This window comes from Aeromonas australiensis, assembly GCF_000819725.1.
GTDB lineage: Bacteria > Pseudomonadota > Gammaproteobacteria > Enterobacterales > Aeromonadaceae > Aeromonas > Aeromonas australiensis.
This window is the reverse complement of sequence record NZ_CDDH01000062.1, coordinates 146,974-170,097: the sequence shown is the minus strand read 5'-3', so window position 1 is coordinate 170,097 and position 23,124 is coordinate 146,974. Positions and strand designations below refer to the sequence as shown.

Annotated in this window: 23 protein-coding genes; 15 read left to right on the top strand and 8 right to left on the bottom strand. The window is 57.0% G+C overall.

The features are described 5' to 3' along the window. Positions 1-64: 64 nt before the first annotated feature. The 6 genes from BN1117_RS10390 to BN1117_RS10365 form a co-directional block, all read right to left on the bottom strand. Positions 65-286, bottom strand: coding sequence for a DUF2835 domain-containing protein (locus BN1117_RS10390; protein WP_040097115.1), 222 nt, complete (start codon positions 284-286; stop codon positions 65-67). 70 nt (positions 287-356) lie between these two features. Next, on the bottom strand, positions 357-2,981 hold the full coding sequence (gene pepN / locus BN1117_RS10385) for an aminopeptidase N (RefSeq protein WP_040097113.1): 2,625 nt from the start codon (positions 2,979-2,981) through the stop codon (positions 357-359). 143 nt (positions 2,982-3,124) lie between these two features. Beyond that, positions 3,125-5,140 (bottom strand): carboxy terminal-processing peptidase, encoded by a 2,016-nt coding sequence (prc, locus tag BN1117_RS10380; RefSeq protein ID WP_040097112.1) that lies wholly within the window; start codon positions 5,138-5,140, stop codon positions 3,125-3,127. Positions 5,141-5,148: 8 nt separating this feature from the next. After that, positions 5,149-5,787, bottom strand: coding sequence for an RNA chaperone ProQ (gene proQ, locus BN1117_RS10375; RefSeq protein ID WP_005351923.1), 639 nt, complete (start codon positions 5,785-5,787; stop codon positions 5,149-5,151). A 102-nt stretch (positions 5,788-5,889) separates the two neighbouring features. Then, entirely contained in the window at positions 5,890-6,348 is a 459-nt protein-coding gene (locus tag BN1117_RS10370) for a GAF domain-containing protein (protein ID WP_040097110.1), read from the bottom strand. A 95-nt stretch (positions 6,349-6,443) separates the two neighbouring features. Further along, complete coding sequence (locus BN1117_RS10365; RefSeq protein ID WP_040097259.1) at positions 6,444-6,905, bottom strand: hypothetical protein; 462 nt, start codon at positions 6,903-6,905, stop codon at positions 6,444-6,446. 281 nt (positions 6,906-7,186) lie between these two features. Between BN1117_RS10365 and ccoN the strand changes: the two genes are divergently transcribed. The 11 genes from ccoN (at position 7,187) to ttcA (ending at position 17,450) form a co-directional block, all read left to right on the top strand. Then, positions 7,187-8,611: a cytochrome-c oxidase, cbb3-type subunit I gene (ccoN, locus tag BN1117_RS10360; RefSeq protein WP_040097108.1), complete on the top strand. Its 1,425-nt coding sequence runs from the start codon at positions 7,187-7,189 to the stop codon at positions 8,609-8,611. A 16-nt stretch (positions 8,612-8,627) separates the two neighbouring features. Next, complete coding sequence (gene ccoO / locus BN1117_RS10355) at positions 8,628-9,242, top strand: cytochrome-c oxidase, cbb3-type subunit II (protein ID WP_040097106.1); 615 nt, start codon at positions 8,628-8,630, stop codon at positions 9,240-9,242. Positions 9,243-9,253: 11 nt separating this feature from the next. Then, positions 9,254-9,433: a CcoQ/FixQ family Cbb3-type cytochrome c oxidase assembly chaperone gene (locus BN1117_RS10350; protein WP_040097105.1), complete on the top strand. Its 180-nt coding sequence runs from the start codon at positions 9,254-9,256 to the stop codon at positions 9,431-9,433. Next, the gene (gene ccoP / locus BN1117_RS10345; RefSeq protein ID WP_040097103.1) at positions 9,433-10,416 is read left to right on the top strand and encodes a cytochrome-c oxidase, cbb3-type subunit III; all 984 of its coding nucleotides are present in this window, start codon (positions 9,433-9,435) and stop codon (positions 10,414-10,416) included. The genes BN1117_RS10350 and ccoP overlap by 1 nt, the downstream gene beginning before the upstream one ends. A 140-nt stretch (positions 10,417-10,556) precedes the next feature. Further along, positions 10,557-11,057, top strand: coding sequence for a FixH family protein (locus tag BN1117_RS10340; RefSeq protein WP_209435237.1), 501 nt, complete (start codon positions 10,557-10,559; stop codon positions 11,055-11,057). An 87-nt stretch (positions 11,058-11,144) separates the two neighbouring features. Beyond that, positions 11,145-13,541, top strand: a complete 2,397-nt coding sequence (locus BN1117_RS10335) for a heavy metal translocating P-type ATPase (RefSeq protein ID WP_040097102.1) — start codon at positions 11,145-11,147, stop codon at positions 13,539-13,541. Positions 13,542-13,679: 138 nt separating this feature from the next. Continuing rightward, entirely contained in the window at positions 13,680-13,868 is a 189-nt protein-coding gene (gene ccoS, locus BN1117_RS10330) for a cbb3-type cytochrome oxidase assembly protein CcoS (protein WP_040097100.1), read from the top strand. Beyond that, positions 13,852-14,538: a sulfite exporter TauE/SafE family protein gene (locus BN1117_RS10325; protein WP_040097098.1), complete on the top strand. Its 687-nt coding sequence runs from the start codon at positions 13,852-13,854 to the stop codon at positions 14,536-14,538. Before ccoS ends, BN1117_RS10325 begins: the two co-directional genes overlap by 17 nt. A gap of 68 nt (positions 14,539-14,606) precedes the next feature. Beyond that, positions 14,607-15,362: an FNR family transcription factor gene (locus BN1117_RS10320; protein WP_040097097.1), complete on the top strand. Its 756-nt coding sequence runs from the start codon at positions 14,607-14,609 to the stop codon at positions 15,360-15,362. 150 nt (positions 15,363-15,512) lie between these two features. After that, complete coding sequence (gene uspE, locus BN1117_RS10315; protein WP_040097094.1) at positions 15,513-16,460, top strand: universal stress protein UspE; 948 nt, start codon at positions 15,513-15,515, stop codon at positions 16,458-16,460. An 81-nt stretch (positions 16,461-16,541) separates the two neighbouring features. After that, the gene (gene ttcA / locus BN1117_RS10310; RefSeq protein ID WP_040097092.1) at positions 16,542-17,450 is read left to right on the top strand and encodes a tRNA 2-thiocytidine(32) synthetase TtcA; all 909 of its coding nucleotides are present in this window, start codon (positions 16,542-16,544) and stop codon (positions 17,448-17,450) included. A 102-nt stretch (positions 17,451-17,552) separates the two neighbouring features. Here the strand turns inward: ttcA and BN1117_RS10305 are convergent, their stop codons facing one another. Together BN1117_RS10305 and BN1117_RS10300 are read right to left on the bottom strand one after the other, a co-directional pair. Then, positions 17,553-18,239, bottom strand: a complete 687-nt coding sequence (locus BN1117_RS10305) for a DUF2987 domain-containing protein (protein WP_040097090.1) — start codon at positions 18,237-18,239, stop codon at positions 17,553-17,555. Between the two features lie 16 nt (positions 18,240-18,255). Next, complete coding sequence (locus BN1117_RS10300; protein WP_040097089.1) at positions 18,256-19,002, bottom strand: DUF2189 domain-containing protein; 747 nt, start codon at positions 19,000-19,002, stop codon at positions 18,256-18,258. A 191-nt stretch (positions 19,003-19,193) separates the two neighbouring features. Here BN1117_RS10300 and potA point away from each other — a divergent pair, with 191 nt between their 5' ends. The 4 genes from potA to BN1117_RS10280 all read left to right on the top strand — a co-directional run bounded on the left by potA (position 19,194) and on the right by BN1117_RS10280 (position 23,087). Beyond that, positions 19,194-20,297 carry a spermidine/putrescine ABC transporter ATP-binding protein PotA gene (gene potA, locus BN1117_RS10295; RefSeq protein ID WP_040097087.1) on the top strand — a complete coding sequence of 368 codons (1,104 nt, stop codon included), beginning with the start codon at positions 19,194-19,196 and terminating at the stop codon, positions 20,295-20,297. Then, positions 20,284-21,171, top strand: coding sequence for a spermidine/putrescine ABC transporter permease PotB (potB, locus tag BN1117_RS10290; protein WP_052441491.1), 888 nt, complete (start codon positions 20,284-20,286; stop codon positions 21,169-21,171). The genes potA and potB overlap by 14 nt, the downstream gene beginning before the upstream one ends. Next, positions 21,168-21,938 (top strand): spermidine/putrescine ABC transporter permease PotC, encoded by a 771-nt coding sequence (gene potC, locus BN1117_RS10285; RefSeq protein WP_040097085.1) that lies wholly within the window; start codon positions 21,168-21,170, stop codon positions 21,936-21,938. The genes potB and potC overlap by 4 nt, the downstream gene beginning before the upstream one ends. Before the next feature lie 81 nt (positions 21,939-22,019). Further along, positions 22,020-23,087 carry an extracellular solute-binding protein gene (locus tag BN1117_RS10280; RefSeq protein WP_052441489.1) on the top strand — a complete coding sequence of 356 codons (1,068 nt, stop codon included), beginning with the start codon at positions 22,020-22,022 and terminating at the stop codon, positions 23,085-23,087. The last annotated feature ends 37 nt before the right edge of the window (positions 23,088-23,124 follow it).

Genomic DNA, 23,124 nt, shown 5'->3' with positions numbered 1-23,124 from the left:
GCCAGTTTGCCGGATAGATAGTGACGCAAAGCAGATAAACAGTCGGTAATCTGTTCGATTTTTGTTAATTTATGCGTTCGAGACTGATAAAGCGGTAATCGTCCTGAGTTTTCAGCCGAAAATAGCCATGCACACCATTCATGGTCACAAAGGGCCGTATTTTTTCTATGCCAAGCTCCAGGGTCAATCCCTGTTCGCTGCGCACCACCAGCCGTCTGGCGTGGCCCTGATACATCAGCATCACCTCATCGCAGCTCAATGAGAGCCTAAAAGTAAACTGCTTCACCCCTGCTCCTGATCAGACGTCACATTGCACAATGGGGGCAGGTGCATTCACGCCCCTGCCCCGTCGACACTTACTGCTGCAGCGCCTTGCTGACCTTCTCGAACAGATCCCGTGCCAGCCCCTCAAGGTTGGCAAGACGGCTCAGTTCGGCGCGGATCAGCGCCTTGCGCCCCTCATCCAGTCGCTTGAACTGAATAAGCGGGGTGATAAGGCGGGAGGCGACCTGCGGATTGACCTCGTTGAGCTCGATCAAGAGATCGGTCAGGAAGCGGTAACCGCTGCCATCCACCGCATGGAACTGCACCTGATTGCTCATGGCAAAGCTGCCGATCAACGCCCGCAGCCGGTTCGGGTTGCGAATGCTGAAGGTGGGGTGATTCATCGCCTGCTTCACTTCGCTAAGCACATCGGCAGCCGGTTTACTGCCGATCAGCCGCAGCCAGTTGTCCAGCACCAGCCCATCCTTGGCCCACTTGCCTTCAAAATCGGCCAGCAGTTCAGCGCGACAAGGTAGCAGATACATGTTGGCCACCTGCAGTGCCGCCAGGGTGTCGGTCATATTGTCGGCAGCCCCATACTGCTGACGTACCAGCATATCGGCGCTACCAACATCGAGGGCGGCCAGATAGCCGAGTACCACCCCCTTGAGCGCACGCTTGGCCATATCCTCATGCGCCACCTGATAGTGTTGCAGCAGCAGGCTGTCATACAGGGGGAGCAGTCGCTCGCCAAAGGTTTGTGCCAGCGAGGTGGTGATCTCGTTGCGCACCTGATGAATGGCATCGATATCAGCCACCTCGAACAGCTCGGCCAGGGTCGCTTCACCTGGCAGCGCCAGGATCTCCGCCTTGAGGGCCAAATCGAGATCGCTGTCGTCCAGAATGGCGACGAATGCGGCCAGCAGGGTTTGGGAGAGCTCAACCCCCTGCCCGTGCTGTACTCGCGCCACCCCGTCGATGACCGCCTTGTTGATCAGCATCTGGGCCGCATCCCAGCGGGCAAACTCGTTGCGGGCAAAGCGCATCAGGAAGGCGAGCGCTTCATCGCTGTAGTCATAGTGCAGCTTGACCGGCGCGGAGAAGTCCCGAAGCAGAGAAGGAACCGGTTTGACGGGCACTTGATCAAATTCGAAAGTCTGCTCCGCTTCCAGCACATCGAGCACGTTGCCGATGGCCTTGCCCTGATACTGCAACGGGATGACGGCACCCTGCTCGTCATAGAGCTCGATATCGAGGGGAATGTGCAGCGGCAGCTTCTGGGGTTGATCCTGAGTCGGTGGAGTATGTTGGCTTACATGGAGTCGATAGATACCGCTGGTAACATCATACTCGTCGGTCACGGTCAGCTCGGGGGTGCCGGACTGGCTGTACCAGCGGCGGAAACGGCCGAGATCCACACCGGAAGCATCCTCCATCGCCTGTACGAAATCATCGCAGGTGGCGGCCGAGCCATCGTGACGCTCGACGTAGAGACGCATACCGGCCTGGAAGGCATCTTCACCCAGCAGGGTGTGCATCATTCGGATCACTTCTGAGCCCTTCTCGTAGACGGTCAGGGTGTAGAAGTTGTTCATCTCGATCACCACATCCGGGCGGATCGGGTGTGCCATGGGGCCGGCATCCTCGGCAAACTGCGGGCCGCGCACGGTACGCACGTTGTTGATGCGATTGACGCCACGGGAGCCCAGATCAGAGGAGAACTCCTGATCCCGGAATACTGTCAGCCCCTCTTTCAGGCTGAGCTGGAACCAGTCTCGACAGGTGATGCGGTTGCCGGTCCAGTTATGGAAATATTCGTGACCGATCACCCGTTCGATACCGTGGTAATCGCTGTCGGTGGCGGTGGCCGGATTGGCCAGCACGAACTTGGAGTTAAAGATGTTGAGCCCCTTGTTCTCCATGGCGCCCATGTTGAAGAAGTCCACCGCAACGATCATGTAGATGTCGAGATCATACTCGAGGCCGAAACGCTGCTCGTCCCAACCCATGGAGTTGATGAGGCTCTCCATGGCGAAACCGGCTCTGTCCAGGTTGCCCTTGTCGACGAAGATCTCGAGGGTCACTTTGCGGCCGCTACGGGTAGCGTAGCTACCTCGCTCCACATCGAAGTCCCCGGCCACCAGCGCAAACAGGTAGCTGGGTTTGGGGAAGGGATCCTGCCACTGCACGAAGTGACGGCCATCGCCCAGATCGCCACTGTCGACCTTGTTGCCATTGGAGAGCAAATAGGGGTATTTGGTCTTGTCTGCCGTGATCCGGGTGCTGTAACGGGCCAGAATATCCGGCCGATCCATGTAATAGGTAATACGGCGAAATCCTTCTGCTTCACACTGGGTGCAGTAGGCATCGCCAGACTTGTAAAGCCCCTCCAGCGCGGTGTTGGCGGCTGGATCCAACAGGGTGACGATGGTCAGCACACATTCGGCCGGCAGATTGAATAGGGTCAGGCTGCTCTCGCCCTGCTCGTAGTGGTCACAGGGAATGCCATCAATGGCAACGCTCTTGAGGCTTAGTTGCTCGCCATCCAGTACCAGTGGCGCATTGTGTTCACCATTGCGGCGAATGCGGGTAATGGCGGTAACCTGAGTCAGCGGCTCCTGCAGTTGGAAATCGAGATCGATGGTGTCGATCCAGTAAAACGGCGCCCGGTAATCCTGGCGATATTTGGCCGTCATGGCCTGAGAGTGATCGGTCATTATTGTCTGCTTCCACGCTTGTTAAAGGCGTGAATGAGGCTGTCATAACCAACTGATGGGGTCAAACTATTTGGATATCACCAGATACGCCAGACAAAAGAAAGGGCGACCGAAGTCGCCCTTGTGCATGAGGGGTTGCCTTGTCAGCTGCGCTTGCTGGCCTTGGCCAGATCCGCCGTGATATTGGCTGCTTCGATAAGGTACTCATCGGGGGCTTCAAAATCAGCGGGCAGTTCATCCAGACTCTTCACCACCGGCTTGCCAAGACGTGTCAGCCGCTCATTGGTCCGTTTGAGCGCTTTCTCATCTTGTTTCGCCTGCTCTGCAACACGCTCCGCTTCGTTGAGAGAGACCGATTTCCTGTTCTTGTCTGCCTTGTAGTCAGCAATATCCTGCATCACATAGGCAAACTCGGGATCCTTGGCGATCCGGGCATCGTGTGCCGACTGCAACTTGGGCAGCAGGCTGGCGAAGTTGCCGAGTGTCTGGTAGTTAGCGGAGGCAATCTTGTCCCACGGCAACGCATTGAACTCACGGCTCTCGCCCGTCTCTTCCGGGGCGACCGGTGTCGGGAAGCTGATATCCGGCGCAACGCCCTTGTTTTGGGTGCTGCCACCGTTAATCCGGTAAAACTTGGCGATAGTGTACTGGACGTGACCCAGCGACTGCTCGTAGAAGTCGTACACCTTGGCCAAGCTGCGATGTTGCTGCACCGTCCCCTTGCCAAACGAATTCTCGCCGAGGATCAGGGCGCGGCCATAATCTTGCATGGCTGCAGCAAAGATCTCGGACGCCGAGGCACTGTATCTGTCGATCAGCACCGACATGGGGCCACCGTAATAGACGTTGCCATCATCATCGCCATTGACCGTGATACGGCCCATATGATCTCGAATTTGCACCACAGGCCCACTGGCAAAGAAGAGACCGCTCAAGGCAGATGCTTCGGTCAGGGCGCCACCGCCGTTACCGCGCAGATCGATGATGAGACCCTCGATCTTCTTCTTGTTCAGGCTGGAGAGCTCCTTGATCACGTCCTCGTGCAGATTGACATAGAAACTCGGGATCTCGATGACACCAATCTTCTTGCCTTCAGCGGTGACCACCTTGGACTTGGCGGCCCGATCTTCCAGGCGCACCTTGTCACGGGTCAGCTCGATCTGCTCGGTCTTGGCGGTTGCGCCCTTACCACGCTGGATCTCCAGCTTGACCTTGCTCCCCTTGGGCCCCTTGATGAGCTCGACCACGTCATCAAGACGCCAGCCAATCACATCGACAATCTTGCCATCTTCCTGCCCTACCCCGGTGATCTTGTCATCGGGTTTGAGGTGGTTGGATTTGGCAGCCGGGCCACCGGGCACCAGAGAACGGATGACCGTGAAGTCATCTTCCGCCTGCAACACGGCGCCGATCCCCTCTAGCGAGAGGTTCATCTCGGTGTTGAATCGATCGGCACTGCGCGGTGAGAGGTAACTGGTGTGCGGTTCAATGGCGCGCGAGAAGGCGTTCATAAAGAGCTGGAAGACATCTTCGCTCTCGGTCTGGGACATCCGCTTGATGGCGTTGTTGTAACGCTTGCCAAGCAGTACCTTGATCTCGGGCCACTCCTTGCCGCTGAGCTTGAGGCTCAGAGCATCGAACTTGACTCGCTGACGCCACAGCTCGTTGAGCTCAGCTTCATCTTTGGGCCAGGCAGCCCCTTCCCGATCAAACTGATAACTGTCGGTCTGGGTAAAATCGAAAGGAGTATCAAGCAGTTTGAGGGCGTATTCGAACCGCTCATAACGCCGCTGCTGACTCAGGTTGAACATCTCGTAGGCGGGTGCCAGACGGCCTCTCTCGAGGTCGCTGTCAAAACCGTTACGGTACTTGTCAAAACGGCTGATATCAGAGGCCAAAAACAGGTTGCGGCTATAGTCCAGATTCTCCAGATATTTATCGAAAATCACGGAGGAAAAGGCATCGTCCAGCTTGAACTGTTTGTAGTGCGAGCGGGTAAACAGATTGGTAATTCGCTTGCTGGCCGTAGCATGTTGACTCTCTTGAGCCAACACAGGCAAATCACTCTCTTTGAGCACCGGCTCGATGGCCTGTGCAAGCCCGGCAAGCGCCAGGCTACAGGCAACGAGGGAAAAACGAATTACGCCATGCTTCAACATGTGTCTCCTTAGAGAACCAGGTGCTCTGATTTGACCCGCACCATCATGCCGGTCTGCAGCTGGACCTGAACATCATCCTTGGTTACTTCCTTGATCGTTGCCGGAACCGGGAATTTACCCATCACGACGCGCACATCCTGACCCACTTTAAGCGTAGCGGCATCCACTTTAACCAGCGGAGCATCAGCGACCGGCGCCTTGGCAGCAGCCTTTGGCTTGGCAGCAACATCCGCTTTCTCAGTTTTGCGCACAGCAGGACGACGGGGCTTCTTGGCCTTCTCATCCTTCTCTTTAGTATTGGTACGACGGCTGGCGAATACACGCTCTTTGCTCTCTTTCAGAGCTTGCTTGGCGTGCTCGATGTGCTCTTCGGTCAGCAGTTCGCCCGGGTTGCCGTCCAGATCAACGCGAGCCTGGCCAGCTTTGAGACCATGCAGGTAACGCCAACTGGAGGTGTATTGACGCAGTGCGGAACGCAGCATGGTCTTGGAGACTCTGGCATCGTCAGCAAGACGCTCGGCCAAATCCTGGAAGATGCCAATCTTGAGCGGCTTGGCCTCTCCTTCAGCAACGAAGCAGGCCGGAAATTTCTCGACCAGGTAGGCAACGATCTCTTTACTGTTCTTCAGCTTCTCAGTGTTTTCCATGTATAACCTTGGCTTTCATATAAACGCACGGGCACGTCCCGAGCACAACAAAGGCCCCATTATAGAGAGCTTGGGGCCTTTTGCGAACCATATAGCAATGACTTAAAGCATGCTTTCCAAAATTTGCACCGTTTCTTCAAGACCAATTCGGTCTTCTTGGTCGAAACGATTAAAAATTGGGCTGTCGATATCGAGCACCCCGATGATCTCGCCACCGCGGCGCAGCGGGATCACGATTTCCGAGTTGCTGGCGCCATCGCAAGCGATGTGGCCATCAAACTGGTGAACATCGTCAATGAGCTGAGTTCTCCCCTCAGCCACAGCAGTGCCGCACACGCCACGACCGACCGGGATACGCACGCAGGCCGGCTTACCCTGAAACGGTCCCAGTACCAGGGTCTCACCCTGCAACAGATAAAAACCGACCCAGTTGATCTCTGTCAGCTCCTGGTTAAGCAGGGCGGACAGGTTGGCCAGATTGGCAATCAGATCGGTTTCCCCCTCGAGCAGCGCCTTGGCCTGCTGGTTGAGGGTGCGATAAAACGGTTGTTTTTCAATCATAATAAAATGCACTTCACTCCCTGATGGTTTGGGGAAGGTAACGCCTGGCCGGGAAATTTCAAATATTTTTTCCACTCCCCCAGCCCCTGGTACCGTTATTCTCGGGCAACGGAAAGCGCCAATTGCTGGCGTTGACCATTACTCCACTCGATATTTAACAACCAGATCATGACGGGTGATGTACAGCTCCCCACCTGGGTCACCCCCTGCCACTGTCCGTCTATTTCTTCAAATCTCACCGGAATAGTACCCATAAACATATCTTTGCCTTCGAGTGTTCCTTTCAGCGGCTTGATGGCCGGATCGCCTCCACTAATAGTGATGACAAAGTCATGTTCGGCGCGCAACGGTAACTCCTTGATGGCGACCGTCAGCAGCTTGTCACCAATCAGCGCGTTACAGCGGGTGTGGGAAAGATCACAAATCTGATCTTTTTTCTGGCCAGCAGGGATGCTGTTATCGGCGGAAAACCAGGTGCGATAAGCGACCAGCGCCAATAACAGCGTCAATACCAGTACGAGGTGCAAAACTTTACGTGCGGTAAGTCTCTCTTTCATCAAAAACAGCCCAATTAAGATGCAATTAAAATAGTTTTTTGTGATCTCGAACAAGGTAAAAAATGGCCATTGCGAGACCGCGCGGAGCCAAATATATCACTGTTTATACTGTTATTTTACCTGTCAGTTCAGTATCATCCCCATGAAGTTTTCATTTAGCCATCTTTTGCTTTTCCTTTCGTTAACAGGTGTTAACAAATGGTTGGCGGTGGCTGATGAAGCCAGTCCGGTAATCCGGATACAAAACCAAACAACAGCAGCATCGGAAGCGGAATATAACGATGAGCCATACAACTAACCATCCTGAGTACAACTACACCGTTGTTCGCCAGTTTACCGTCATGACGATTGTCTGGGGAATTGTCGGCATGTCGGTTGGCGTACTGATCGCAGCCCAGTTGATCTGGCCTGCCCTCAACTTCGAGACCCCCTGGCTGACTTACAGTCGTCTGCGGCCCCTCCATACCAACGCGGTGATTTTCGCCTTCGGCGTCAGTGCACTGATGGCCACCTCCTTCTACGTGGTGCAGCGCACCTGCCAGACCCGGCTGTTTGGCGGTCCGCTGGCCTCCTTCGTCTTCTGGGGATGGCAAGCGATCATCCTCTCAGCGGCGATCTCGCTGCCGATGGGATTCACCTCCGCCAAGGAGTACGCCGAGCTGGAGTGGCCAATCGACATCGCCATCACCGTGGTGTGGGTCGCCTATGCCGTGGTGTTTTTCGGCACTCTGGTCAAACGGACCACTTCCCACATCTATGTGGCTAACTGGTTCTTCGGTGCCTTCATTATTACTGTTGCAGTGCTGCATATCGTTAACAACATGGCAGTGCCGCTCTCGGGTATGAAGTCCTACTCCATGTACTCCGGCGCCATGGACGCCATGGTGCAGTGGTGGTATGGCCACAACGCGGTAGGCTTCCTGCTGACAGCCGGTTTCCTCGGCATGATGTACTACTTCGTACCGAAACAGGCAGGCCGCCCGGTCTACTCCTATCGTCTTTCCATCGTACACTTCTGGGCGCTGATCTCCCTCTATATCTGGGCCGGTCCGCACCACCTGCACTACACTGCGCTGCCTGACTGGGCACAGTCACTGGGCATGGTGATGTCCCTGATCCTGTTCGTGCCCTCCTGGGGCGGCATGATCAACGGCATCATGACCCTCTCCGGCGCCTGGCACAAACTGCGTTACGACCCCATCCTGCGCTTCCTGATCGTCTCTCTCTCTTTCTACGGCATGTCGACTTTCGAAGGCCCGATGATGGCGATCAAAACCGTTAACGCGCTCTCTCACTACACCGACTGGACCGTCGGTCACGTGCACTCCGGTGCGCTGGGCTGGGTTGCCATGGTCTCTATCGGTGCTGTTTATCACCTGATCCCGAACCTGTTCAATCAGGGGCGCATGTACAGCATCAAGCTCATCAACGTTCACTTCTGGCTGGCCACCGTGGGCACCGTACTCTACATCGTTGCGATGTGGATTTCCGGTGTGATGCAGGGTCTGATGTGGCGTGCAGTCAACGATGACGGCACCCTGACCTACAGCTTCGTAGAAGCACTGCAGGCGTCGTATCCCTTCTACTTCGTGCGCTTCCTGGGTGGCTGCTTCTTTGTCACCGGTATGTTGCTGATGGCTTATAACGCCTATCGCACCATCACTGCGCCCAAAGGTTCCCTGGAACCTGTCGCACAGCCAGCATGATTGAAGAGGTCAAGCCATGAGTAACAATAACCGTCACGAAATATTTGAAAAAAGCGTTCCCATGCTGGTGGTCGGCATCATCTTCGCCATCAGTCTGGGGGGCCTGGTTGAAATCACCCCGCTGTTCTTCCAGAAACAGACCACTGAGCCAGTGGAGGGACTCAAACCCTATACTGCCCTGCAGATGGAAGGACGCGACATCTTCATTCGCGAAGGCTGCTCCAACTGCCACAGCCAGATGATCCGTCCATTCCGGGCCGAAACCGAACGTTACGGCCACTACTCGGTCGCCGGTGAAAGCGTGTGGGAGCACCCCTTCCTGTGGGGATCCAAGCGCACGGGCCCAGACTTGGCTCGCGTAGGTGGCCGTTACTCTGATGAGTGGCACAAGGTCCACCTGATCAACCCGCGCGATGTGGTGCCAGAGTCAAACATGCCGGCCTATCCCTGGCTCGACACCACTGTGCTGAGCGGCGAACTGACCGGCCAGAAGCTGGCGCTGTTCCGCGATCACTTCGGTGTGCCTTATACCGATGCCGACATTCAGGGAGCCAGCGAGGCGGTTAAAGGCAAGACCGAACTCGATGCACTGGTGGCCTATCTGCAATCACTGGGTCATGCCCTGAAATAAGGAGTCGGGATATGGATTACGGCACATTTCGCGGCCTGTATACCCTGCTGTTGATCGCCATCATGGTTGGCATCATCGTCTGGGCCTACAGCAAACGCCGCAAGACCTCGTTCGACGAGGCCGCCAATCTGGTGTTTGCCGATGATGAGCCATCCGGTGCTGATAAAAAGAACGCAGGAGCGAAACCATAATGAGCACTCTGTTTAGTATTTTTGTAACCGTCATCACGCTGGGGACCATTCTCGGCTGCTTCTTGCTGCTCATTTGGTGCCGCAAGGACAAGATGGGCGTTGAAGAAGGCCAGTCAATGGGCCACTCCTTTGATGGCATCGAAGAACTCAACAACCCGCTGCCGAAGTGGTGGACCTATATGTTCCTCTTCTTCATCGTCACCGGTCTGATCTACCTGATTGCGTTTCCCGGCCTTGGCAACTTTAAAGGTTTGCTTGGCTGGCAGAGTTCCAATCAGGATGTGCGCTCGCTGGCAGAATCCAAAGCGGCGACCGAGTCGGCCAAGGCAGAAGGTCGCGCGGTGGAGTATGACCGCGAGGTTGCCAAGGCTGATGAGATTTATGGCGCCAAGTTCCGTGAACTCACCTATGAAGCGGACGGCAAAACCTACAAGGAGATCACCGAAATAGCCAAGGATCCCGAGGCTCTGAAAGTGGGTCAGCGTCTGTTCCTGCAGAACTGTTCCCAGTGCCACGGCTCCGATGCCCGAGGTGGCCGCGGGTTCCCGAATCTGACCGACAGCGAATGGCTGTGGGGCGGAGAGCCAGCTCAAATCAAGACCACCATCATGGATGGGCGTCAGGGTATCATGGCTGCCTGGGGCGAGATCCTCGGCAAGGATGGCGTTCAGGAAGTGGCCTCCTATGTGTTGAGCCTCTCTGGTCGCACGGTCAATCTGGTGGAAGCCAAAAAAGGTGAAGCCCGCTTTGTTATATGTGCCGCCTGCCACGGAGCCGACGGCAAGGGTAACGTGGCATTGGGAGCCCCTGATCTGACGAACAACATCTGGCTATATGGTGGTTCTCGTGAGGCGGTGGTGCAGACCATCACCCATGGCCGTCATGGTGTAATGCCAGCATGGAAAGACATTCTGGGGGAGGACAAGGTACACCTGTTGGCCTCCTACGTTTACAGCTTGTCTCATCAACAGTCAGCTAAATAAGGTTCACCCATAACCTTGTAACGTGTGATAAACACGTGATTACACAGCAAAAAGCCTCGACACCTCGAGGCTTTTTGTTATCTTGTGTTGCGTAAAAACCACCCTCTTTGTTAATTATTCGCTTCATGGCAGTAGCAATCATGACCCAAACCATATTCAAACCCTGGTATCGTCAATTCTGGCCCTGGTTTCTCATCGCCCTCCCCACCGCAGCTGTCATTGGTAGCGTCGCTACCGCCATTATCGCCAGCAAGGATGGGGTCAATCTGGTGGCCGAGGACTATTACAAACAAGGGAAAGAGATCAATCAGGACCTAAGCAAGTTTGATCGGGCCGAAGCCCTCAATGTCCGCTTTGTGCTGGAGGTTGACGGCAACCAGCTGACCCTTAAACCCATCAGCGGCGATATTCCCGCAGGACAAGCTCTCTATCTCTCCCTGTTCCACCCAACCCTTGCCGGACGGGACAGCGAACACCTGATCACCGCAGATGCCAGTGGCACCTACCGTTTCCATTTCGAACAGCCCATCGCAGGAAAGTGGCATGTTCGGGTCGATGCTTTTAATCACGAGTGGCGGTTACAAGAGACCGTCCAGCTGCCCACCCAGGCCCCTGTTGAACTCGATCCTAAAGGACGCTAAGCCATGACCGGCTGTTCTCACTGCGGCGAGCCAACTCTCGCCAACGCCACCGACTGCTCGCATCCCTCATTCAGGGAGCCATAAACCATGACCCCTTGCTTTCACTGTAGCGAGCCGGTACCCGCCAATAGTGGCTATTGCCTCGAGATAAAAGGGATTGTGCGCCCCATGTGCTGCCCCGGTTGTCAGGCGGTGGCGGAAACCATCATGGCGTGCGGCCTCGCCAGTTACTACGATCACCGCACCGCTCCCGGCACCAAGGGGGACCTGGTACCCGAAGAGCTGGCGGCCCTCACCCACTACGACCTGGCCGAGATACAGCAGGAGTTTGTTACCGAGCGTGGCACTGGTCGCGAGATCACACGTGAAATCCAGCTGACGGTCGAGGGGCTCACCTGCGCCGCCTGTGCTTGGCTTATCGAACGCCACCTGATGACCTTGGGCGGACTGCGCTACATCAACGTCAACACCACCACCCACAGAGCCCGTATCAAATGGGATCCTGACCGACTTTCGCTGAGCGAGATCCTCAAGGGATTTGCCAAGATCGGCTATCGTGCCTATCCGTTCCAGACCCACAGTCAGGAGGCACTCTACGCCAAAGAGGTACGCAGCTATATGTTCCGGCTGGCGCTGGCGGGGCTGGGCTCAATGCAGGTGATGATGTGTGCCGTCGCACTCTATATGGATTTCTTCATCAGTGTGGAGGAGGAGTTCATGGTCTATTTCAAGTGGATCAGCCTGTTGCTCTCCACCCCTATCATGATCTACTCGGCACAGCCTTTCTACATGGGTGCCTGGCGCAGTCTTAAACAGGGCCATCTGTCGATGGATGTCTCTGTATCGCTGGCTCTGATCGGGGCGTTTGTCGCCTCGATGTGGGCCACCGTGTTCAACACGGGTGAGGTCTATTACGACTCCATCACCATGTTTGTCTTCTTTCTGTTGTTGGGGCGTTTTCTCGAGTTACGGGCCCGGCGCAAGGCCTCGGAGTCGAGCTCAAATCTGGCGCGGTTGGTGCCCATCATGGCGACCCGACTTGATGAAGATGGCGAGCATGAGGTAGCGGCCAAGACCTTGCAGGTCGGCGATCGGGTACGGGTGCTGGCAGGCGCCACCTTGCCGGCAGACGGCATCATTGTGCAAGGACAAGCCAGCCTTAATGAATCCATGCTGACCGGTGAACAGCTGCCCCTGCTCAAGCAGACCGGCGATCAGGTCTATGCCGGCACCATCAATACGGATGCCCCCCTCGAGATACGGGTCAGCCATACCATCGGGGAATCACGTCTGTCCCAGATTATGCGGCTGCAGGATCACGCCCTCGACGATAAACCGGCCATTGCCGAAATGGCGGACGTACTTTCCCGCCACTTCATTCTGGTGCTGCTCTTTATTGCCGCCGGAGTATGGACTTTCTGGCACTTTCATCAACCGGAACAGGCATTCTGGGTTACCCTGGCCGTACTGGTCGCTACTTGTCCTTGCGCCCTCTCGCTAGCCACCCCAACAGCCCTCACCTCGGCCACCGCGCACCTGACGCGAACAGGCATACTGCTGCGCCGGGGACATGTGCTGGATATCCTGACCAAAGCCAATCGCATTGTGATGGACAAGACCGGCACCCTGACCACAGGCGACATCAGTCTGACCGGCATCACCGCCTTGGCTGACGTCAGGGAGGATCGTTGCCTCGCTATTGCCCGGGCACTGGAAGTGCAATCCGAACATCCGATTGCCCGCGCCTTCCTGCTGCCCGCAGGCAGCGTTGAGGTTCTGCCTTCAGCACGCGAAATCACGCCAGTTATCGGTCACGGCGTCACCGGGCTGGTGGATGGTGTGCGTTACCGCATCGGCAGTGCCCGCTGGCTTGGCCTTGATCCGGCGCAAGAGCGTGGTCCAGGTCTGGCGATCTATCTGGCCAACGAACAGCAGATCTTGGCCCGTTTCAATCTGGAAGATACCCTGCGCCCCGATGCCAAGGCACTGATCGCAGCATTCAAGGAGGCTGGTCTGCAAACCACAGTACTCACCGGCGACAGCTCCCTGCAGGCAGATGAGATTGCCCGCGAGCTGGGGGTCGATGAGCTGGTCAAAGGGGTCTCACCGGATGGCAAGCTGGCCTACCTCAAAGCCCTGGAAGCTGACGGGGATATCAGCATCATGGTGGGCGATGGCATCAACGACGCTCCGGTTCTAGCCGGTGCTCACGCCTCGTTCGCCATGGCAGGAGGCACCGATCTGGCCAAAAACAGCGCTGATGCCATTCTGCTGGCTGACGATCTCTCTCGTCTCCTGTCTGCGCGCACGCTGGCACTGCGGACCCGCAAGATCATCAAGGAGAACTTTGCCTGGTCTATCGGCTATAACCTGCTGGTGTTGCCACTGGCCGCCAGCGGTTGGTTGCCTCCTTACCTGGCTGCGGCGGGTATGTCACTCAGTTCACTTATCGTGGTGACCAACTCCATGCGTCTCAACCGATGAGACAGGCCGCGGAAAATCGCTGAACATGTGGCCTGCCTCCGATGCAGGCCACATTTCTCACTGATAGCAGCTGGCCCCCTGCCCGAACAGGGTTACCATAGGGGACGCTTGCCAAGGATAAATACCAAGGTACCTTTCATGAACATCATTTTTGTCCTGATCCCTATCGCTATCCTGTTTGTGATCATCGCAGGGGTCGTCTTCTTCTGGGCCATTCGCTCCGAGCAGTTTGAAGATCTCGATCGGCAGGGCTCCAACATTTTGTTCGACGAAGATCAACCCGCCCGCAAACCTGCAAAGCCTGCTGACCATGACCCACAGCCTTGATATTGCCGGCGCCCTGCTGGTCGGATTGGCCGGCTCCGCCCACTGTATCGGCATGTGCGGTGGTGTCTCCGCCGCGCTCTCCATGGCGATCCCCACCAACAAGCAGCACTTTTGGGGGCGGCTCGCCTATCTGCTCAACTACAACCTCGGCCGGATCCTGAGCTATGTGATTGCAGGTGCACTGGTGGGCGGCCTGCTGGCGACCACCAGCGAGCTGGGCGCTGGCAAACACGCCATCGCCGGATTACGCCTCGTGGCGGCACTATTGATGATTGCGCTTGGTCTTTATCTGGCGGGCTGGTGGCAAGGGATCTTGCTGCTGGAGCGGCTCGGCGCCAGGCTGTGGCCCCACATAAAACCCTTTGCCGGCAAGTTTCTCCCTTTCACCTCACCGCTGCAGGCACTGCCTTTTGGCATGGTCTGGGGTTGGCTCCCATGCGGACTGGTCTACTCCATGCTGACCTGGAGCGCAGCGGCCGGTTCGGCTAGTGGCGGGGCGCTGATCATGCTCTTTTTTGGTCTTGGCACCCTGCCCACCCTGTTTGCACTGGGGGGGCTCGCCGATCGCCTGAGATACTGGCTCACCCTGCGCAGTTTGCGTCTTGGCGGTGCTCTGTTACTCATCATTTATGGCGTTCATACTTTATGGGTAGGGATTGCATCCTTTTGAAACCCTATCCAAAACGGATGAGTTGATGGTAAACTTGTTTGATATAAATCAATTCTTCGTATGAGCCTATGATCCCGGAAAAGAAACCTGGCAGACGTATCCAGAGCGGTGGCTGTGCAATTCATTGCCAGGATTGCAGCATCAGTCAGCTCTGTATTCCTTTCACTCTGAATGACAACGAGCTTGATCAGCTTGATAGTATCATTGAGCGCAAAAAGCCGATCCAGAAGGGTGAAGAGCTGTTCAAGGCGGGTGACGAGTTCAAATCGCTCTATGCCATCCGTTCCGGGACCATCAAGTCTTACACCATCACCGAGCAAGGTGACGAGCAGATTACCGCGTTCCATCTAGCAGGTGATCTGGTTGGTTTCGACGCGATCCACAAGCAGTCACACCCCTCCTTCGCCCAGGCGCTGGAAACGGCGATGGTGTGCGAGATCCCGTTTGAAGTGCTAGATGACCTCTCCGGCAAGATGCCCAAGCTGCGCCAACAGATCATGCGCTTGATGAGCAACGAAATCATGGGTGACCAGGAGATGATCCTGCTGCTCTCCAAGAAGAATGCCGAAGAGCGCCTTGCCGCCTTCCTGCACAATCTGTCGGTACGTTTCTCCGAACGTGGCTTCTCTGCCAAAGAGTTTCGTCTCTCTATGACTCGTGGCGATATCGGTAATTATCTGGGGCTGACCGTCGAGACCATCAGTCGTCTGCTCGGCCGCTTCCAGAAGTCCGGTCTTATCAGCGTCAAAGGCAAATACATTACCGTGCTGGATCAAGTCGCCCTGGGTATGATGGCCGGAGCAACCCGACCCGCCTGCGGCTGATTTCCCTTCTTAGCATCCCACTGACCACCGCTTTCCCGACCGGATCCTTTCTTCTGGAATGTGATCCGGTACATTCCAGAACCCCTCCTCCTGCGCTAAGCTGTAATGGCTAACATTCTGCTGTCATTGGGCTTTTCCAAGGAGGAGAAGATGGTCAAATATCAGAATATTCTGGTGGTTATCAATCCAGAAGAGGAGCGCCAAATCGCTCTCGAACGGGCAGTCAAGATCGCCGAGCTGGACGAAAACGCCCATCTGACCCTGCTGCTCACCATCTATGACTTCTCTTATGAAATGACTGCCATGCTCTCGGTGGACGAGCGACAAGAGATGCGCGACGGCGTCATTGCACAGCGTCGTGAGTGGCTGGACGAGATCCTGACTCCCTATCGGGCAGAGGGGATCGAGTGCGAAGTGAAGGTGGTCTGGCACAATCGTCCCTTCGAGTGCGTGATCCAGCAGGTGCTGGAGCAGCACCACGATCTGGTGGTCAAGGCGACCCACCATCACAGCTTCTTGCAAACCTTCATCTTTACCCCCACAGACTGGCATCTGCTGCGCAAATGCCCCTGCCCTGTGTTGCTGGTCAAGGAAGGTCACTGGCAACGGGGCGGCAACATCATCGCAGCCATCAACTGCTCAAGCGATGACCCGGATCAGAGATTGCTCAACGAGCGGATCACCCAGGAAGGGAGCGACATCGCCGAGCTGCTGGGCTCCAGCCTCTATCTGGTCAACACCTATCCGGGTACCCCGGTCAATGTTGCCATTGAACTACCAGAGTTTGATCCCCGCGCCTATAACGAGGCCATCCGCAAACATCATGAAAACCTGCTGTTGAGTCATGCCGACAAGTTCGGCATTGGTCATCTCTGGACCCGGGTGGCAGAGGGGCTGCCAGAAGAGGTGCTGCCGGATATGGCCGAAGAGCTCGATGCCAATCTGATGATCATGGGCTGTGTCGGCAGAACTGGCCTCTCGGCCGCGCTGCTCGGCAATACCGCTGAACATGTGATTGACCGGCTATCCTGCGATATTTTGATCCTGAAACCCGCAGATTACAGCTGCCCTATCGACCGCCAACGGACGCAATCATAATTGCCTTTTGGCTCGGCACCTTGCCCTCCCCCGGGACATGGCTATAATAACGCGCTTATTTGTGTCCCGGGTTTTACGAGCATGCTAGAAGAGCTGAACGCCAAAGAAAAATACAGTTTCAACAAACTGCAAAAGCGCCTGCGGCGCAACGTGGGTCAGGCCATTGCCGACTTCAATATGATTGAAGAGGGCGACAAGGTCATGGTCTGCCTCTCCGGCGGCAAGGACAGCTTCGGTATGCTCGACATACTGATGAGCCTCAAAGCCAGCGCCCCTATCCATTTCGATCTGGTTGCCGTCAACCTGGATCAGAAGCAGCCCGGCTTCCCCGAGCATGTGCTGCCAGAGTATCTGGACTCCCTCGGCATCGAGTACAAGATTGTCGAAGAGGATACCTACTCCATCGTCAAGGAGAAGGTACCGGAAGGCAAAACCACCTGCTCCCTCTGCTCACGGCTGCGCCGCGGTATTCTCTACCGTACCGCCCAGGAGCTGGGTTGCACCAAGATTGCCCTTGGCCACCACCGCGACGACATTCTCGAGACCCTGTTCCTCAACATGTTCTACGGTGGCAAGCTCAAATCCATGCCACCCAAGCTGGTGAGTGACGATGGCAAGAACGTGGTGATCCGCCCGCTGGCCTACTGCAAAGAGAAAGATCTGATCCGCTACGCTGACGTTAAAGCCTTCCCCATCATTCCGTGCAACCTGTGCGGCTCGCAGGAAAACCTGCAGCGTCAGGCCATCAAGCAGATGATGCAGGATTGGGATCGCCGCTTCCCCGGTCGTATCGAAACCATGTTCACCGCCATTCAGGACGTGATCCCGAGCCACCTGCTCGACCACAAGCTGTTTGACTTCAAGAGCATCAACCGCGACTCCGGTATCATCGATGGCGGCGACAAGGCGTTTGATCCGCCCGAGATGCCAAAGGCGCCGCTGCTGGACATCGACGAGATGGAGATGCTGGATGTGATCGAAGTGCGCTAAGCCAGCATCACAGGGCAAACGCCACGCAAGAAAAAGGAGCGATAAACGCTCCTTTTTTGCTTTCATGATCTACCTGTCATTGAAGTGACAGTGCTGTCGGCCTCATCCCTTGCGCAGCCAGGGGGTCAACCGCAACACCTCACCCTGTAGGCGAAGTTGCCCGGCAGCGAACGCGGCCAGTTGCTCATTGCTCAGCAACAGATGGCCTTCCTGCCAGGGCAGCGCTTCCTGACGGGCGCCATCAATCAGATAAGCAGTGCCGCTCTGCTGTACCAGGGTAATCCGCACCCCTTCCATCTTCGGCAGGAAGTGCTTGCCGACCATGCCCGCCATCTTGTCGAGCAGCGACTGCATCTGCTGCTGACGGGCCGCCAGCTCGGCCAGCGGCAGCTCGGGACCGTTCGGCGCATCGGCCATCACCTGTACCGTCATATCGCAAGTAGCGTGCTCTTCTTTCAGGCCAACAGTCACAATTCCCTTGTCGAGGTTGAGATCCTCATCAAAAGGCAGTCGCAGCTCACTATCGACTGTTACCTCGCCTGCGAGCTCCTTGCTGTCGGTTGCAACCCGGACAAAGGTGAGGCCGCAGCGCTGACCATTTTGCGGATCGGTCAGATAAAACCCCAGCCTGGCGTGGCCAAACTCCCCCTTGGCAAAGGTCTTCATCTGGCTGTAGAAGGTGCTGTATTGCAGATCCAGCATCGGCTCGGCCAGTGCCAAGCCCGGCAGCAAGAGCGTGGCCAGCAGGCTCTGGCGAAAAATCGGGATCACTCCATATCGAGGGGTCATTCAAGTTCCTTTTGCATCATGCATTGAAATGGTTGGGGCCTTCACCCGTCTCCTTCACTTCATTTACCTCTACCGCGACACCGCAGAGATCCCGATAGAGGATCCCCTTGCAGTTGAAATAGAGCGGTGCCACCCAGATAAGGCCCAACCCCATGGGGATCAGAGCAACGAAAAACAGGAGCGCCATCATGCCGTGGAACAACACCAGACTGGGCCAACCACGTAAAAAGAGTCGGAAAGAGACCACAATGGCCTGGGGAGGCGTCAGGCCACGCTCCAGCACCAGCGGTACGGTAAAGAGCAGCCCCATGCCGATCAGGGCCGAAGGAATGAAAGAGAGTACAGCGGGCAGCCCCAGCAGATCGAACAGGGGGCCAAACAAGCTGGTGAGCAGACTGCCGAGCAGGCTTAGCATGCCGAGGCGGACAAAATGGCGGAAGAAGTCAAACACCTGGTTGGCTCTAGCGCGCACGCCGACAGATTGCTGCAAACCCAGCATGTCGAGGGCGCTGGTCATGGGGGCCATCACCACTGTCATCAGCATGCTCAACACCATGGCCACATTCATCTGGCTATCGTCCCCCAGATAGGGCACCAGCAGCACATTGCTGAGCAGGATCCAGATCGCCGTCACTCCGACAATCGCCAGCAGCAGGCCAAAGCCGGTACGGCGGGTCTGTTGCCACCCCTCCTGAAGGACTCCCTTCAGATCAAGGCGATAACCCTGGTTCAGAGAGTGCTCAAGGGAACCGCCAATACGCATTTTATTACTCAATTGACTATCCAATATCGAAAATGACCAAATAAGGTGGCACATTATAGCGGTTTGGCCTGCTATTCGTAGCCGTTTTTCCTGTCCACTTCCGGCCAAAAAGCCTTTAATTTCATGTTCCGGCTGCATAGAATGCGGCCCTCTTTCAACACGATGGCCACTGGCTGGGGTGAGACTGGCGGATGATGAACAATCCACAGGTAATTGTCGCGCTGAACAAGATCAGCAAAATGTACGATGGCAAGGTGATCCTGAGTGACCTTGACCTTGATATCTACGACGGTGAGTTTCTGACCCTGCTGGGCCCCTCCGGCTGTGGCAAGACCACCCTGCTGCGCCTGCTGGCCGGGCTCGAATCGGTCGATGGTGGCACCCTCCATCTGGCCGGGGAGGAGATCACCCATATCCCCGCCGAACACAGGCACATCAACACCGTGTTCCAGAGCTATGCGCTCTTTCCCCATATGACGGTGTTTGAAAACGTCGCTTTTGGCCTTCAGATGCAGAAGGTGCCAGCCAGCGAGATCCGCCAGCGGGTCGAGGAGACGCTGGCCATGGTGCAGCTCACCGAGCTGGCCAACCGCCGCCCGGATCAGCTCTCTGGCGGCCAGCAGCAACGGGTCGCTATTGCCCGCGCCGTGGTCAACAAGCCCCGTCTGCTACTGCTCGACGAATCCCTCTCGGCACTCGACTATAAGCTGCGCAAGCAGATGCAGAGCGAGCTCAAGGCGCTGCAGCGTCGCCTTGGCATCACCTTTGTTTTTGTCACCCATGATCAGGAAGAGGCACTCACCATGTCTGATCGCATCCTGGTGATGGAGGGGGGCAAGATCATCCAGCGCGGCACCCCGCGCGATATCTACGAATCACCAGCCAACCTGTTCGTGGCCCGCTTTATCGGCGAGATCAACGTGATGGATGGCAAGCTGATCAGCCAGCGCGAGCCCGGCATCTGGCAGGCCGAGGTAGAGGGGCGCGAATGCCTGCTCCATACCACCTTGCCGTTCCAGCCAGAGGACAAGGTACTGGTGCTGCTGCGCCCGGAAGATCTGCGCATTCTCGATCAGAACGACGATCGAGGTGGTGCGCTGCGGGGCAACATCAGCGAGCGCAACTACAAGGGGGCTACCCTGGATTCGGTGATCGCCCTCGAAAATGGCAAACAGCTGCTTATCTCCGAGTTCTTCGACGAGGATGATCCCGATTTTGACTACCGCCTCGGTGAGGAGGTGGCGATCCACTGGGTCGACAGCTGGGAGGTGGTGCTGCCCTATGAGCCTCACTAATCTGCGGGTAGCGCACAGCTTTGCCCACAACGGCTTTCGCAACACGGCCATCGCGCTGATCCTGGGCTGGCTGACCCTGTTTGTCTTCCTGCCCAACCTGATGATCATCGGCGTCAGCTTCCTGACCCGGGACGAATCCGAGCTTATCGCGCCGATCTTTACCCTGAGCAACTACGGCCGCCTGCTGGACCCCCTCTACTTTCAGGTACTGCTCCACTCCCTCTGGCTGGCGCTGCTCGCCACCGCCATCTGCCTGCTGGTGGGCTACCCCTTTGCCTGGCTGCTGGCCCATTTGCCGACGCGCATTCGCCCACTGCTGCTATTTCTGGTGGTGGTGCCGTTCTGGACCAACTCCCTGATCCGCACCTATGCACTGAAAGTGCTGCTCGGCACCCGGGGGCTGATCAATGGTTGGTTGCTGGATCTGGGGATCATCGAGCGACCACTGCAGATGATGTATACCGAGGTGGCCGTCATCATCGGGCTGGTCTATGTGCTGCTCCCCTTTATGGTGCTGCCGCTCTACTCCAGCATCGAGAAGCTGGATGGCCGTTTGCTGGAGGCGGCGCGGGATCTTGGCGCCAACGGCTGGCAGCGGCTGGTGCGGATCATCTTGCCCCTCACCCTGCCCGGCATCATCGCCGGTTGCCTGCTGGTGTTCCTGCCCGCCATGGGGATGTTCTATGTCTCCGACCTGCTGGGGGGCGCCAAGCACCTGCTGATCGGCAACCTGATCAAGACTCAGTTCCTCAACAGCCGTGACTGGCCCTTTGGCGCCGCCATCAGCGTGATGCTGACGGTACTGATGGCGCTGTTGGTCTACTGCTACTGGCGGGCGGGCAAACTGCTCAGCAAGAAGGGGGAGCTGGCATGATGCGCGTACTGAAGGCGCTGTTCCTGCTGCTGGTGTTTGGCTATCTCTATGTGCCCATCGGGGTGCTGATCGCCAACTCCTTTAACCTGTCGAAATATGGCATCGACTGGCGCGGCTTTACCCTGGGCTGGTATGAGAAGTTGTTTGCCAGCGCCAGCCTGATGCAGGCGGCCCAGCACTCCCTGACCATCGCCGCCCTCACCGCCACCGCGGCCACCCTGATCGGTACCCTCACCGCAGTGGCACTGTTTCGCTACCGCTTTCGCGGCAAACAGTACGTGAACGGCATGCTGTTCGTGGTGATGATGTCCCCCGATATCGTTATGGCTATCTCTCTGCTGACCCTGTTTGTGGTGACCGGCATTGCGCTGGGCTTCTGGTCGCTGCTGATCGCCCACATCACCTTCTGCCTGCCGTTCGTGGTGATCACCGTCTACTCGCGGCTGTGCGGTTTTGATGTGCGGATGCTGGAGGCAGCGCGGGATCTGGGGGCTGGCGAGTGGATCATCCTGCGCCGCATCATACTGCCGCTGGCGCTGCCTGCGGTGATGGCGGGCTGGCTGCTCTCCTTTACCCTGTCCCTGGACGATGTGGTGGTGAGCTCCTTTGTGACCGGCCCGGCCTACGAGATCCTGCCGCTCAAGATCTACTCCATGGTCAAGGTGGGGGTCTCCCCCGAGGTCAATGCCCTGGCCACCCTGATGCTGGTCGCCTCCCTCGGGATGGTGCTGCTGGCGCAACTGTTACTGCGTAAACGGCAGGGTTGACCCTGCCCGTTTCGTCCCCGCCACCTTTGGCGAACTCTGTCACGGTGGGCCGCAAGGCCCCATCACCCCAAGGAGTTGTTAATGACAATCCAACACCAGGCCGGCGCCCTGCTGGCAGCCGCCCTCACCCTCACCACCCCGCTGCTGAGCCAGAGCGCTCACGCGGCCGACGACAAGGTGGTCTACTTCTACAATTGGTCGGAATATGTGCCGGACGGCCTGCTGGAACAGTTCCAGCAAGAGACCGGCATCAAGGTGATCTACTCCACCTACGAAGCCAACGAGACCCTCTACGCCAAGCTGAAAACCCATGGCGACGGCTATGACGTGGTGGTGCCCAGCACCTACTTCATCTCGAAAATGGCCAAAGAGGGGATGTTGCAGCCGCTGGATCGCGCCCAGCTGCCCAACTTCAAGCACCTCGACCCCACCCTGCTCAACCACGAGTACGATCCGGATAACCGCTACTCCATCCCCTATATCTGGGGCGCAACCGGCATCGGCACCAATACCGACATCATCGAGCAGCCGGTCACCAGCTGGAAGCAGCTCTGGGCACCGGAGTGGAAAGAGAGCCTGCTGTTGATGGACGATGCCCGCGAGGTGTTCCATATCGCGCTGGTGCAGCTGGGCTACAGCCCCAACACCCAGGACAAGGCGCAAATTGCCGAAGCGTTCGAATACCTGAAAAAGCTGATGCCCAACGTCAAGGCATTCAACTCCGACAACCCGGCCGATCCCTTTATCGCAGGTGAGGTCAATATCGGCATGCTGTGGAACGGCTCGGCCTACGGCGCCCAGCGCGAATACCCCTCCATCCAGATGACCTACCCCGAAGAGGGAGCGGTACTCTGGATGGACAACCTCGCCATCCCGGCCAAGGCCAAGCATGTGAAGGAGGCCCACGCCCTGATCAACTTCCTGATGCGCCCCGATGTGGCCGCCAAGGTGGCCGAAGCGATTGGCTACCCGACGCCAGTCAAGGATGCCACTCCCCTGCTCACCCCGGCATTTCGCAACAACCCCATGGTCTTCCCGAGCGACGAGATCAAGCACAAGGGGGTGTTCCAGTCCGATGTAGGGGAGGCCTCCCGCCTCTACGAGCAGTACTTTTTGCAGCTTAAAGCCATGGTGGCGAAGGCAGGTTGAAGCAACACCTCATCGCCATGCATCACGTTCATTGCGT